We start from the raw sequence: 12,253 nt of genomic DNA, 5'->3' as shown, positions 1-12,253 counted from the left end.
AGCGCGTTGCCCGCGACCCCTGTCCGGTCACTTACGGCGTATGCCCGCCTCCTCGCCGTACTCGCCGAGGATGACGACGCCGAACGCCGCCTGAGCGAACACCTTGAGGGCGCGCAGGGCGTTGCCGAGCCAGTGGTGATGCGGGCCGTCCACGGCCGTGGCGCCGGTCGGTGGTCGGACAGGGCCTGGGGAGATGGTTGCTGCGCTCATGCCTTCATAGTCGCTCTCGCTCGGTGTGACCGGCATCAATCTCCAGAGCCAATCTCCTCCGCCCGCGCGTACCCCTCCGGGTGGAGTGCTCCCCCTACGCCGGGCGGCCTCGCCCCCTAGGGGTCCTCATCCGGAATCACGGCCGGAACCGGAGTGCACCCTCCCGCCCCCGCCCGCGCCGGTTCCGGACAGAATGTGCAGACCGGCCCTCGAACTGCGGGACGTCCATTTCGCCCACCGGCCCGAGCGGCCGGTACTGCGCGGGGTCTCCTTCACCGTGCCGCAACGCCGGCAGGTCGCCCTGGCCGGGCTCTCCGGCGCGGGCAAGAGCACCGTGTTCGCGCTGATCGCCCGGTTCTACGAACCCGACGCGGGCCGGCTCCGCTTCCACGGGCGCCCCGCCGCGGAACCCGGTCGCGACGCCTGCCGGGCCGGGCGACAACATCGTCTACGGCCGCCCGGACGCCACGGAGGACGAGGTGCACCGGGCCCTGAAGCCGGCCCGCCTGGAGGAGGTGGCTCTCCTCGACGAACCCACCTCCCACCTCGACGCCCTCAACGAAGCCGCGCTCACCGCGGCCCTGAAGGACGTCACCGAGGAGTGCGCGGTCCTCGTCATCGCCCACCGGCTCTCCACCGTTCAGCACGCGGACCGGATCGTCGTGATGGACCAGGGCCGGGTCACCGCCCGCGGCCGTCATGAGGAACTACTCACCACCAGTCCGGTGTAACGGCGGCCGGCGGCGGCACAGATGGTCCGGCCGGCGGGCGTGCCCGTGAACAATTCGCTGGCCCGCCCCTGAGGGCCTGCTCTAAAATCTCCGCTCTTGCCCGCCTCCCTTCACGGAGAGCCGCCGCCCGGACGGAAACCGGGCGGCTCAGTCATGCCCCAGCCATGAAAGAGCAGATCCGGAGGCACTCCCCTTGTCCGCGCCCGCCCACGAACCACTCGACGACCCCCACACCGACCCCCTCACCCGAGAGCGCTCCCACCTCGCCGCCTCCCGTGCCGCGCTGCGCGCCATGCGCGAGGACGTGGAGTCGCTGGACATCCGGGACGTCACCGCGAACTGGGTCAACGCCGAGGTGCTGTCCCGCCAGATCGACGAGCGGATCAGGGCACTGGCCGACCTCAGCGACACCCCGCTGTTCTTCGGCCGCCTCGACTACCTGCACGCACCGGGCGCGGACCGGGCCGAGGGAGCGGAAGGGGAGCGGTTCTACATCGGGCGGCGGCACGTCCACGACGCCGGCGGCGACCCCATGGTCATCGACTGGCGCGCACCGGTCTCGCAGCCGTTCTACCGCGCCTCCAAGAAGGACCCGATGGACGTCGGGCTGCGCCGCCGCTTCGGCTACACCGGCGGCGACCTGACCGCGTACGAGGACGAGCACCTCTCCGACCCGGCCGAGGCGGCCGCCACCAGCAAACTGCTCCAGCAGGAGATCGAGCGGCCGCGTGTCGGCCCCATGCGGGACATCGTCGCCACCATCCAGCCCGAGCAGGACGAGATCGTCCGCAGCGGGCTGGGCGGCACCGTGTGCGTGCAGGGAGGCCCAGGCACCGGAAAGACCGCCGTCGGCCTGCACCGGGTCGCCTACCTCCTCTACGCGCACCGGGAGCGCCTGGCCCGCACCGGCACGCTGGTCATCGGGCCGAACCGGTCCTTCCTGCACTACATCGAGCAGGTCCTGCCCGCGCTGGGCGAGTTGACCGTCCAGCAGGCCACCGTGGACGACCTGGTCGCCCATGTCGAGGTGCGCGGCACGGACGACGCGGCCGCGGCCGTGATCAAGGGTGACGCCAGGATGGCCGAGGTGCTGCGCCGGGCCCTGTACTCCCACGTGACCATGCCGGCGGATGCCGTCGTGGTGGTGCGCGGCTCACGGCGCTGGCGGGTGCCGGCGTACGAACTGGAGGAGATCGTCCGGCAGTTGCTGGAGCGGGACATCCGTTACGGCGCCGCCCGCGAGGCCCTGCCGCAGCGGATCGCGCACGCGGTGCTGGTGCAGATGGAGCGCTCGGGCGAGGCGCCGGACGACCGGGTGCAGGACGCGGTGGCCCGCAACAGCGCGGTGAAGGCGGCGGTGAAGGCGATCTGGCCGCAGGTGGACCCGGCGAAGCTGGTCCTGCGCCTGCTGACGGACGCCGACTTCCTCGCCGAGCACGCCGCCGGGGTCCTGGACGAGGACGAGCAGAAGACCATCCTGTGGGCCGGGCCGGTGCGCAGTGTGAAGTCGGCCAAGTGGTCGGCGGCGGACGCGGTGCTGGTCGACGAGGCGGCCGATCTGATCCAGCGCACCCACTCGCTGGGTCACGTCGTCCTGGACGAGGCGCAGGACCTGTCCCCCATGCAGTACCGGGCCGTCGGCCGCCGCTGCACCACGGGCAGTGCGACGGTCCTGGGCGACCTGGCGCAGGGTACGACCCCCTGGGCGACCCGCAGCTGGGAGGAGGCGCTGGCCCACCTCGGCAAGCGGGACGGGATCATCGAAGAACTGACGGCCGGTTTCCGCGTCCCCACGGACGTCATCACCTACGCCTCCCGCCTCCTCCCCCACATCGCCCCCGGCCTCACCCCGGTGGCCTCCGTCCGGGAGAACCCCGGCTTCTTCGAGGTGCGTACCATCACGGACGCGTCCGAAGTCGTCGCCGCCTGCGAGGAGTTGCTGGGCAACGAGGGCTCGACCGGTCTGATCGCCGCCGACGCCCGCGTACCGGCCCTGGCCGAGGCCCTGACGGCGGCGGGGATCCCGTACCTCGCCCCCGGCGAGGAGACCACCCGCGAGACCCGCCTCACCCTGGTCCCGGCATCCCTCGCCAAGGGCCTGGAGTACGACTACGTCGTCCTGGACGAGCCCCAGGCGGTGGTGGACGGCGAGCCGGACGAACGCACCGGCCTGCGGCGGCTGTACGTGGCGCTGACGCGTGCGGTGTCGGGCCTGATCGTGACGCACTCGGCCCCGGTGCCTGCGCAACTGGCTGAGAGCAACGGTGAGTAGGGTGCTGCTCCGTTCCGCCTCGTCCCCCTGGAAAGGCCTCCGTTGAGCACACCGCCGTCCCCGCATCCCGGCTACCCGCAGACTCCTGGGCCGTACGCGCCGCAGCCGGGCCCGTACCAGCAGGCTCCTGGGCCGTACACGCCGCAGCCGGGTCCGTACCAGCAGCCGGCACCCGGGCCGTACCAGCAGGCTCCGGCGCCGTACGCGCCCCAGCCGGCGCCCGCCGGCTACGGCCAGGCCGCCCCGTACCAGCAGCAGGCCCCCGGCGCCCACCCGTCGCCCGCCGCCCCCGCACCCGCCGGCCCGGGGTGCGACGTGTGCGGAGCCGGGCCCGCCGCGCGGGTGACGGTCCGCGGCCACCAGGGCATGCTGATCGTGATGCGGAACCTCTGGCGGAAGGGCACCTTCTGCCAGACCTGCGCGCTCGCCGTCTTCCGGAAGATGCAGTCGGACACGATGGTGCAGGGCTGGTGGGGTCCGATGTCGGTGATCATCACGCCCATCACGCTGCTGATCAACCTCTTCACCCTGTCCAGGATCCGGAAGCTCCCGGCGCCGACGGCCGCCTTCGGCCCCGGCCTGGACCCGGGCCTCCCGGTCCTGCGGCGCCCGGCCGGGATGATCGGCCTGGTCCCGCTCACCGGCTTCTGCCTGTCGTTCCTCTTCGTCCTGGTCGTCCTCGCGACCGCGTGACCACGCTGGACGGGGCCCGTCCTACGCCCCGTCCAGCACCCTGCGCCACTCCCGCACGGCCCCCTCGGAAACCGGCCCCTCCCACCCGGAGGGCCGGGCCGCGCCGCCGATGTGGAAGGCGTCGATCCCGGCGTCGCGCAGCGGCCGCACATGATCCAGCCGCAGCCCGCCGCCGACGAGCACCGTCTGCTCGTACCCCGGCTGCCCGCGCCGCCGCGCCTCGGCGACCAGCGTCGGCACGCCCTCGTCCACCCCGTCGGCGGAGCCCGCGGTGAGGTAGGTGTCCAGGCCGGGCAGGTCGGCGAGCTGCTTGCGCAGGGCGTCGCGGTCCGCGGCGCGGTCGATCGCCCGGTGGAACGTCCAGGCGCAGCCGTCCAGCATGCCGACCACCCGCTCGACGGCGGCCAGGTCCACCGCGCCGTCCCCGTCGAGGAAGCCGAGGACGAACTGGTCGGCGCCGGCCTCGCGCAGGTCACCGGCCACCCGGACCAGACGGTCCACGTCGCCGGCCGCGAACCCGTCCGCGAGGCGGAGCATCACGCGCAGGTCGATGTCGACGGCGGCCCGGATCCCGGCGACGGTGGCGGGCGCCGGGCTGAGCCCGTCGGCCGCCATGTCGGTGACCAGCTCCAGGCGGTCCGCGCCTCCGGCCTGGGCGGCGACCGCGTCCTCGACGTCGAGGGCGATCACCTCCAGGACTGCACGCTTGCTCATGGCACCCCAATCGTCCGTCGGCCGCTACAGGTCTAGTCCAATTCCAAGACTACGCCCGTGCGGGGGTGCCCTTCACCCGAAGACGTCGAGTTCCCCCCTCCCGCGCCCCGGCCGGCTCCTGCCCGCCCCCGGGCCGGAGTGCCGCCGTGGCGCTTGCGGCCGCCTCCCGGCTGCGGGCCGGTCGCGGCTGGTCACGCGGCGGAGCCGCACATCGATACAGCCCCGCGCCCCTTCGGGGCGCCGCACCACCGTCGGGCGAGACCTACCTCGGACGACGGCGCGCGGCGCGGAAGAATGGGCCCATGGCCGACCTCGATGCCCTGCGCCTCCGTTTCGCCGCTGCGCTGGAAGCCGCCCGTGCCCCCGGCGGCGGTCCCGATCCCGCGCCGTACGCCGACAACCTGCTCGCCCGCTGGCAGGAGCCGCAGCGCCGGTACCACACGGTGGCCCACCTCACCGCGGTCCTCGACCACGTCGACGCACTCGAGGAGTACGCCGCCGACCCGGACGTCGTACGCCTGGCCGCCTGGTTCCACGACGCCGTGTACCTCCCGGAGCGGTCCGAGAACGAGGAGCGGTCGGCGCGGCTCGCCGAGCGCGCCCTGCCGGAGGCCGGTGTGCCGGACGCCAAGACCGCCGAGGTGGCCCGCCTGGTCCGGCTCACCGTCACACACGACCCGGCCGACGACGACCGCGACGGCCAGGTGCTGTGCGACGCCGACCTCGCGATCCTGGCCGCGCCCCCGTCGGCGTACGCCGTCTACACCGCCGAGGTGCGCGAGGAGTACCACTTCGTGCCGAACGACGCCTTCAGGGCGGGCCGTTCGGCCATTCTGCGCCAACTCCTGGATCTGCCGAGGCTGTTCCACACCCCCTACGGCCAGCAGCACTGGGAGTCCACCGCCCGCTACAACCTCGCCTCCGAACTGGAAATGCTTTCGACCTGAGGAACGCGGCCCCCTAGGGTTCGCCCCATGCGACCGATAAACGGGGACGATGTGACGAAGGCCGTGGCCGGCTCCACGGCGGCACTGCGCGCGGCGGTGGACCGGGACTGGAAGGCCGTACGGGCCGGGCGGCTGGAGTGGGACTGCCACGCCACCGCCGTCCACGTCGCCGACGACCTCATCGCCTACGCCGGCAACCTGGCCGGACGCGCGCAGGACGCCTACGTCCCCTTCGAGCTGTCCTTCCTGGACGAGGGCACCGGCAACGCGGGCCTGCTGCACGTCATCGAGACGACGGGCGCCCTGCTCGCCGCCGCCGTCCGCACCGCCCCGCCCGGCGTCCGCGCCTTCCACCCCTACCCCTTCCGCAGCGCCGACGCCGAGGGCTTCGCCGCCATGGGCATCGCCGAAGTGCTGCTGCACACGCATGACATGGCCGAGGGGCTGGGCATCCCCTACGAGCCGCCGGCCGAGCTCGTCGCCTCCGTCCTGGCCTGCCTCTTCCCGCACGTCCAGCCCGGCCCCGCCCCCTGGCCGACCCTGCTGTGGGCCACCGGCCGCGGCGAGCTGCCCGGCCGCGCCCCGGTCACCGAGTGGCGCTGGAACAACAACCTCGTCATCCCGGCCGAGCGCGTCGCCCTGACCGGCGTCCGCCCGGCCGCCGCCCACGATCTGCGCCTGGGCGGCGACGGCGGCTTCACCTGGCTCGACGGCGGCCCGTACGAGGGCACCCGGGTGGCTTCCGGCTTCCTGGTCAAGGCGTACGAAGCGGGCCGGCACCGGCCCGAGTTCGGGGTCTTCGCGCTGGTCCGGCACGAGGACGGCCGCGCGGTCGGCGGCATCGGCTTCCACGGCGCCCCGGACGAGCACGGCTGGGTGGAGGTCGGCTACGACCTCGTCGAAGGCGCCCGGGGCCAGGGATACGCCACCGAGGCGCTGCGCACCCTCACGGACTGGGCGCTGGCCCGCGACGACGTCCAGATGGTGTTCGCGACCATCGAGCACGCCAACGTCCCTTCCCAGCACGTGGCGTCCCGGGCCGGGTTCACCCGGGCGACCGTGGAGGAGGAGCGCGTCGCCCGCGACGAGCACGGCATGGACGAGGGGCTGCAGCTCTACATCCGCCGGGTCTGAGCCCCTTTGCGCTTGCGCCGGCGCAGGCCCGAGGCGTGCAGCAGCCGCACCACCTCGCGGCTGCTGACCTCGACCGCGCCGGCGGCCACCGCGTCCGCGTACCGGTGCGACGGAAGGTCGTAGTGGTCGCGTTCGAAGGCGCGCCTCGGCACGCCCAGCCTCTCGGCGAACGCGTGGAGTTCGTCGTACGACTCGTCGCTGACCACGTGCGACCACATGCGGCCGTGTCCGGGCCAGGCGGGCGGGTCGATGTACAGCGTCACGAGGAGGTCGTTCCGCCCGTGGCGGAGCCCAGTGAGCCCACGGCCGCGACCTTCACGCCCGCCTTGTGGCACACCCAGTGCGGGTCGGGGCCCAGTTCGGGCTCCACGTCCAGGGCGTGCGGGTCCCCGGAGCCGCAGACCGGGCACAGGGGCCAGCGGCCGTACCGGTCGAGCAGCGCGTCCTGTACGTCCTGGGCGATCAGCCCGGCGACATAGGAGGCGCCGTCCGGCCACTGTTCGACCCACCAGCGGCGCTCGGCGACGGAGTCCTCGACGAGCGAGACCACGTCCGCCTCCGCGACCTCACCCGCGATCAGATCGGCGAGCACGAGGGCCCGGGCGGCGTGCAGGGCCTGCTCAAGGGGACTGATGGGCTCCATGGCACCCATTGTGCGCACTCTTGACCCCGACGCCGAACCGAAAATATCTTTCATGTGTGACCCAGGACGTGAAGGAAAGTTTCGGCAGCCCGGGCGGGTCCCTCGCCGCCAAGGTGCGCACCCTCGCCCCCTCCATGACCCGCTCCATGCAGCGCGTCGCGGAGGCCGTCGCGAGCGACCCGGCCGGCTGCGCCGCCCTGACGGTCACCGGCCTCGCCGAACTCACCGGCACCAGCGAGGCCACGGTCGTCCGCACCGCCCGCATCCTCGGCTACCCGGGTTACCGGGACCTGCGCCTGGCCCTCGCGGGCCTCGCCGCGCAAGCGCAGTCGGGCCGGGCGCCCGCGATCACGACCGACATCGCGGTGGACGACCCCATCGCCGACGTCGTCACCAAGCTCGCCTACGAGGAGCAGCAGACCCTCGCCGACACGGCCGCCGGGCTCGACACCGCCCAGCTCGGCGCGGCCGTGAGTGCCCTGGCCACCGCCCGGCGCACCGATGTGTACGGCATAGGGGCCTCCGGTCTCGTCGCCCAGGACCTCACCCAGAAGCTCCTGCGCATAGGCCTGATAGCCCACGCCCACAGCGATCCGCACCTCGCCGTGACCAACGCGGTGCAGCTCCGTTCGGGTGACGTGGCGATCGCCATCACCCACTCCGGCTCGACGGGGGACGTCATCGAGCCGCTGCGGGTCGCCTTCGAGCACGGGGCCACGACCGTGGCCATCACCGGCCGGCCGGACTCGCCGGTCACCCAGTACGCCGACCACGTACTGACCACGTCCACCTCACGGGAGAGCGAGCTGCGACCGGCCGCGATGTCCTCGCGGACGAGTCAACTGCTCGTGGTGGACTGCCTGTTCGTGGGAGTGGCCCAGCGGACCTACGAGACGGCGGCGCCCGCGCTGGCCGCGTCGTACGAGGCGCTGGCGCACCGGCACCGGAGTTCTTCGCGCTAGACCGCAGGGAATCGCACACCCCCGCACTGGAGAGAGCCACCCCCCATGACCTCGCACGACCTGCGTCATCAGTTGGCTTCCCTGACCACCGAAGCCTTCCGCCCCGAGCTCGCCGACATCGACCGCCTGCCCACCCTCGACATCGCCCGCCTGATGAACGGTGAGGACGCGGGCGTGCCCGCCGCCGTGGCGAAGCAGTTGCCCCGGATCGCCGCCGCCATCGACGCCGTGGCCGAGCGCATGGCGCGCGGCGGACGGCTGGTCTACGCCGGTGCCGGCACCGCGGGCCGGCTCGGCGTGCTGGACGCCTCCGAGTGCCCGCCCACCTTCAACACCGACCCGGCGCAGGTCGTCGGCCTGATCGCGGGCGGCCCGGAGGCGATGGTGACCTCCGTCGAGGGCGCCGAGGACTCCGGGGAGCTGGCCCGCCGGGACCTGGACGCGCTGGGGCTCGTCCCCGACGACACCGTCGTCGGCGTCTCCGCCTCCGGGCGCACCCCCTACGCGATCGGCGCCGTCGAACACGCCCGCGCCCTGGGCGCGCTGACCGTCGGCCTGGCCTGCAACGAGCACAGCGCGCTCGCGGCCGCCGCCGAGCACGGCATCGAGGTCGTCGTGGGCCCCGAGCTGATCACCGGCTCCACCCGTCTGAAGGCGGGCACGGCCCAGAAGCTGGTCCTCAACATGCTCTCGACCATCACGATGATCCGGCTCGGCAAGACCTACGGGAACCTGATGGTCGACGTGCGGGCGTCCAACGACAAGCTCCGGGCCCGCTCCCGGCGGATCGTGTCCCTGGCCACCGGCGCCTCCGACGCGGAGATCGAGAAGGCCCTCACCGAGTCCGGCGGCGAGGTGAAGAACGCGATCCTCGCCCTCCTCGCCGGCGTCGACGGCCCGACGGCCGCCCGCCTTCTGGAGGAGTCCGGCGGACATCTGCGTGCCGCGCTGGCGCACGCGGCCGGCTGACCCGCACGCTCGGGGCGTGCGCAACGACCCCGCCTCCACCGCGACCGCCATCCTCCACCGGGTCGGCGGCCCGGCCAACGTCACCTCCGCGGCCCACTGCATGACCCGCCTCCGGCTGACCCTCACCGACCCGGCATCGGCCGACGAGGAGGAACTGCGGGCCCTGCCCGGTGTGCTGGGGGTGGTCTCCGACGGACCCACCTGGCAGATCGTGCTCGGGCCCGGGGTGGTCGACGAGGTCACCGCGGAGGTGGCGGCACGGGTCGACGCCGGGCGCCCCGTGCCCTCCGCCGCCGCACCGGCGGAGCGTACGGCCCTCAAGGCCTCCCTGCGCCGGGTGGCGAACGTCTTCGTCCCGCTCATCCCCGCCCTGATCGGCTGCGGCATCCTGTCCGGCGTCAACGGCCTGCTGCTGAACACCGGCCGGCTCCCGGCCCTCACCCCGGCCCTGACCGCCATCGCCTCCGCCTTCCTGGCGCTGATCGCGGTGTTCGTCGGCCACAACACGGCGAAGGAGTTCGGCGGGACACCCGTACTGGGCGGCGCGGTCGCGGCCGTGGTCGTCCACCCCGGCGTCGCGAAGGTGACCGTGTTCGGGACCCACCTCGCCCCCGGCCAGGGCGGAGTGCTCGGCGCGCTCGCGGCGGCGCTGCTGGCGACCCGCGTGGAGAAGTGGGTCCGGGGCCGGGTGCCGGGCGCGCTCGACGTCCTTCTCACGCCCACGGTCACCGTCCTCGTCCCGGGCTTGGTGACGCTGTACGGCCTGATGTACGCGGCCGGTGCGGTGGCGACCGCGATCGGCACAGCGGCGAACTGGCTGCTGGCCACCGCCGGCGCGGTCGCCGGCCTGCTCCTCGGGGGCCTCTTCCTGCCCCTGGTCATGGTGGGCCTGCACCAGGCCCTCATCCCCATCCACACCACCCTCATCGAGCAGCAGGGCTACACCGTCCTGCTCCCCCTGCTGGCCATGGCGGGCGCGGGCCAGGTGGGCGCGGCGCTGGCGGTGTACGTCCGCCTGCGGCACGACACGGCGTTGCGTACGACGATCCGCTCGGCGCTCCCGGCGGGCCTGCTGGGCGTGGGCGAGCCGCTGATCTACGGGGTGTCCCTGCCGCTGGGCCGGCCGTTCCTGACCGCCTGCGCGGGCGGGGCGGCGGGCGGGGCGTTCGTCGGCTTCTTCGCGATGCTCGGCACCAAGGTGGGCGCGACGGCGATCGGCCCCTCCGGCTGGGCCCTTTTCCCGCTGCTGACGGGGAACAGGGGGGTGGGGACGGCGGCGGCGGTCTACGCGGGCGGTCTGCTCACCGGTTACGTGGTCGGCTTCACGGCGACGTACCTGTTCGGCTTCCCCCGCGGCCCCCGTGTGGCGGCACCGGCGTGACGCCGGGCCGGGGCACGTCGTTGCCCCGGGCATGATGAAGAAGCTCCTGGTCACCGCCGTCCTCACGGCCTCCGCCGCGGCCCTGGCCGCCCCCGCCCACGCCGACACCCGCCTCTCCGACACCGATGCCGCGAGGTGTGTCGAGAACCTCGCCCTGCTGCCCGCGTTCAGTCCGGTCTCACCGCTGTCGCTGGCGGCCGGCGCCCTCGCCGCCGCCCCCGCCTGCGGGGCGCAGAGCGCCCTCGACCGCATCGCCGGCTGACCACCGACGCGGGCCCTCAGTGGCCTGCCGGACCGCCAGGGGCGCGCCAGACAAGGGTGTACCGCCAGAACAGCCGCCTCCGGAGCCGGGCTCCGGGGAGCAGCCGGCGCGCCTCCCGGGCGATCTCCTCGAAGGTCATCTCGGGCTCACGGACCGGCGCGGTCATGGAGACGGGCCGCTGCGAGGCCACCCGCCCGCGGTTCTTCACCCATCCCGTCAGCGCGTTGAGCGGTACGGCGACGAGCCCGAGCAGGTGATCGAGCGGACCGGCGGCCCGCGCACAGCCGACGACGACCAGGGTTCCCCCGGGAGCCAGCTCCCTCTTGAGCCGGTCGAGAGTCCCGGCGAAGGGCAGATGGTGAAGCACGGCGACGCAGGTGATGACGTCGTACGGCCCGCCGGGGACGCCCTCCGGGGCTTCGGCGAGAAGGTAACCGACGGGCGCGGCGGACCCGGTCAGCTCCCGGGCCCGCCGAAGAATCCCCGGATCCGAGTCGACCCCCTGGACCCGCTCCCCCCGCCCGGCCAGCAACCGCACCAGGTCCCCGCTCCCGCAGCCCACGTCCAGGGCCCTGCCGAACCGCCGGGGCAACTGCCGTAGCAACCAGGGGTGGTAGTGCGCGTTGTGATCCCAGGGATGGGCGGCATTGAACCGCTGGAGGGCGTCGACCACTCGACTCGGCAACACCCGCACACCCTACGACGCTCCGGTTCACCCTCCCCGCCCTCGTACCCTTGGGGACCATGAACCACGCCCAGCTCGCCGCCCTGGGAAGGGCCCTGAGGGTGCTCGGGGAGCACGGGGAGGCCCTGACCGCCGACACCCCGGACGCCCGGCTGCATGAGATCAAGGCGGATCTGCGCCGGGCACTCGACCTGGTGGACGAGAGCACCGGGAGCAGCGCGCCCAGCACCCGCTGCCCCGAGCACCCCCAGGGTCCCGTGGACGAGAGCGCGCCCGATCTGTGTCTGCTCTGCGAGACCCGGCGCCGGGCGGCCCGCCGCTCGGAGTTCCAGGGCCGGCCGGCCGCCGCCGAGCCCGTGGCCACCGCGCCCTCCCGGTACGGGGTGCGCGGTGACCGGCCCCAGCCCCAGCAGCGCTGGCTGCCGGAGGCCTGGAACGGGCAGGAGTGGCAACTGTGCGGGACCCCGCGGCGCGACCGGCAGGAGGCCGAGGCCTATCTCAGCGCCCAGCGGCGCGGGTCCCGGCCCGCCATGGCCTACCGGCTCGTGCACGAGTTCACCGACTACGAGGTGCTGCGGGTGTGGGGCACCCCCGTGCGCGTCGACATCGAGCCGCTGAACGGCCCGCTGTAGGCACCCCCGCGGGGCCGG

General features: G+C 73.8%; 15 protein-coding genes and 1 pseudogene. 11 read left to right on the top strand and 5 right to left on the bottom strand.

Annotated elements, in window-relative coordinates; translation table 11 throughout:
- Nucleotides 1–27: 27 nt before the first annotated feature.
- The gene (locus FB563_RS16315) at nucleotides 28–210 is read right to left on the bottom strand and encodes a hypothetical protein (protein WP_055709976.1); all 183 of its coding nucleotides are present in this window, start codon (nucleotides 208–210) and stop codon (nucleotides 28–30) included.
- 193 nt (nucleotides 211–403) lie between these two features.
- Here FB563_RS16315 and FB563_RS45195 point away from each other — a divergent pair.
- The 4 genes and pseudogenes from FB563_RS45195 to FB563_RS16300 all read left to right on the top strand — a co-directional run.
- A pseudogene (locus tag FB563_RS45195) lies at nucleotides 404–565 on the top strand (ATP-binding cassette domain-containing protein); the annotation flags it as partial.
- 124 nt (nucleotides 566–689) lie between these two features.
- Entirely contained in the window at nucleotides 690–941 is a 252-nt protein-coding gene (locus FB563_RS45190; RefSeq protein WP_055709973.1) for an ABC transporter ATP-binding protein, read from the top strand.
- 193 nt (nucleotides 942–1,134) lie between these two features.
- Nucleotides 1,135–3,213, top strand: coding sequence for a HelD family protein (locus tag FB563_RS16305; protein WP_142218738.1), 2,079 nt, complete (start codon nucleotides 1,135–1,137; stop codon nucleotides 3,211–3,213).
- Between the two features lie 42 nt (nucleotides 3,214–3,255).
- Nucleotides 3,256–3,906, top strand: a complete 651-nt coding sequence (locus tag FB563_RS16300) for a hypothetical protein (RefSeq protein ID WP_142218737.1) — start codon at nucleotides 3,256–3,258, stop codon at nucleotides 3,904–3,906.
- Nucleotides 3,907–3,927: 21 nt separating this feature from the next.
- Here the strand turns inward: FB563_RS16300 and FB563_RS16295 are convergent, their stop codons facing one another.
- On the bottom strand, nucleotides 3,928–4,620 hold the full coding sequence (locus tag FB563_RS16295; RefSeq protein WP_142218736.1) for a copper homeostasis protein CutC: 693 nt from the start codon (nucleotides 4,618–4,620) through the stop codon (nucleotides 3,928–3,930).
- Between the two features lie 302 nt (nucleotides 4,621–4,922).
- On the opposite strand from FB563_RS16295, the gene FB563_RS16290 reads away from it, so the two are divergent.
- Complete coding sequence (locus FB563_RS16290; protein ID WP_055710368.1) at nucleotides 4,923–5,567, top strand: HD domain-containing protein; 645 nt, start codon at nucleotides 4,923–4,925, stop codon at nucleotides 5,565–5,567.
- A 27-nt stretch (nucleotides 5,568–5,594) separates the two neighbouring features.
- Nucleotides 5,595–6,701 (top strand): GNAT family N-acetyltransferase, encoded by a 1,107-nt coding sequence (locus FB563_RS16285; RefSeq protein WP_079049132.1) that lies wholly within the window; start codon nucleotides 5,595–5,597, stop codon nucleotides 6,699–6,701.
- Here the strand turns inward: FB563_RS16285 and FB563_RS16280 are convergent.
- Entirely contained in the window at nucleotides 6,683–6,964 is a 282-nt protein-coding gene (locus FB563_RS16280; protein ID WP_055710370.1) for a DUF4031 domain-containing protein, read from the bottom strand. The two genes, FB563_RS16285 and FB563_RS16280, sit on opposite strands and share 19 nt — an antisense overlap.
- A complete protein-coding gene (locus tag FB563_RS16275) occupies nucleotides 6,961–7,344 on the bottom strand; it encodes a hypothetical protein (RefSeq protein ID WP_055710375.1) in 384 nt (127 codons plus the stop codon). Before FB563_RS16275 ends, FB563_RS16280 begins: the two co-directional genes overlap by 4 nt.
- Before the next feature lie 56 nt (nucleotides 7,345–7,400).
- Here FB563_RS16275 and FB563_RS16270 point away from each other — a divergent pair, with 56 nt between their 5' ends.
- Genes FB563_RS16270 through FB563_RS16255 form a run of 4 tightly spaced genes read left to right on the top strand, consistent with a single transcriptional unit; the run spans nucleotide 7,401 to nucleotide 10,918 of the window.
- On the top strand, nucleotides 7,401–8,306 hold the full coding sequence (locus FB563_RS16270; protein WP_055710371.1) for a MurR/RpiR family transcriptional regulator: 906 nt from the start codon (nucleotides 7,401–7,403) through the stop codon (nucleotides 8,304–8,306).
- Nucleotides 8,307–8,351: 45 nt separating this feature from the next.
- Entirely contained in the window at nucleotides 8,352–9,275 is a 924-nt protein-coding gene (gene murQ / locus FB563_RS16265) for an N-acetylmuramic acid 6-phosphate etherase (protein ID WP_055710372.1), read from the top strand.
- A 16-nt stretch (nucleotides 9,276–9,291) separates the two neighbouring features.
- Nucleotides 9,292–10,656 carry a PTS transporter subunit EIIC gene (locus FB563_RS16260; protein ID WP_055710376.1) on the top strand — a complete coding sequence of 455 codons (1,365 nt, stop codon included), beginning with the start codon at nucleotides 9,292–9,294 and terminating at the stop codon, nucleotides 10,654–10,656.
- Between the two features lie 31 nt (nucleotides 10,657–10,687).
- The gene (locus tag FB563_RS16255) at nucleotides 10,688–10,918 is read left to right on the top strand and encodes a hypothetical protein (RefSeq protein ID WP_055710373.1); all 231 of its coding nucleotides are present in this window, start codon (nucleotides 10,688–10,690) and stop codon (nucleotides 10,916–10,918) included.
- Nucleotides 10,919–10,934: 16 nt separating this feature from the next.
- On the opposite strand, the gene FB563_RS16250 is transcribed toward FB563_RS16255, so the two are convergent.
- Complete coding sequence (locus FB563_RS16250) at nucleotides 10,935–11,612, bottom strand: class I SAM-dependent methyltransferase (protein ID WP_142218735.1); 678 nt, start codon at nucleotides 11,610–11,612, stop codon at nucleotides 10,935–10,937.
- Nucleotides 11,613–11,662: 50 nt separating this feature from the next.
- Here FB563_RS16250 and FB563_RS16245 point away from each other — a divergent pair, with 50 nt between their 5' ends.
- A complete protein-coding gene (locus tag FB563_RS16245; protein WP_055710536.1) occupies nucleotides 11,663–12,235 on the top strand; it encodes a hypothetical protein in 573 nt (190 codons plus the stop codon).
- The last annotated feature ends 18 nt before the right edge of the window (nucleotides 12,236–12,253 follow it).

Source organism: Streptomyces puniciscabiei (assembly GCF_006715785.1).
Lineage (GTDB): Bacteria > Actinomycetota > Actinomycetes > Streptomycetales > Streptomycetaceae > Streptomyces > Streptomyces puniciscabiei.
The sequence above is the reverse complement of the archived record's forward strand: the minus strand, read 5'-3'. Positions and strand labels throughout refer to the sequence as shown.

Excerpts from the sequence above, each read along its gene's own strand:
- FB563_RS16295 (WP_142218736.1), bottom strand. The coding sequence starts at position 4,620 with ATGAGCAAGCGTGCAGTCCTGGAGGTGATCGCCCTCGACGTCGAGGAC.
- FB563_RS16255 (WP_055710373.1), top strand. The coding sequence starts at position 10,688 with ATGATGAAGAAGCTCCTGGTCACCGCCGTCCTCACGGCCTCCGCCGCG.
- FB563_RS16285 (WP_079049132.1), top strand. The coding sequence starts at position 5,595 with ATGCGACCGATAAACGGGGACGATGTGACGAAGGCCGTGGCCGGCTCC.
- FB563_RS16275 (WP_055710375.1), bottom strand. The coding sequence starts at position 7,344 with ATGGAGCCCATCAGTCCCCTTGAGCAGGCCCTGCACGCCGCCCGGGCC.
- FB563_RS16245 (WP_055710536.1), top strand. The coding sequence starts at position 11,663 with ATGAACCACGCCCAGCTCGCCGCCCTGGGAAGGGCCCTGAGGGTGCTC.
- FB563_RS16290 (WP_055710368.1), top strand. The coding sequence starts at position 4,923 with ATGGCCGACCTCGATGCCCTGCGCCTCCGTTTCGCCGCTGCGCTGGAA.
- FB563_RS16315 (WP_055709976.1), bottom strand. The coding sequence starts at position 210 with ATGAGCGCAGCAACCATCTCCCCAGGCCCTGTCCGACCACCGACCGGC.
- murQ (WP_055710372.1), top strand. The coding sequence starts at position 8,352 with ATGACCTCGCACGACCTGCGTCATCAGTTGGCTTCCCTGACCACCGAA.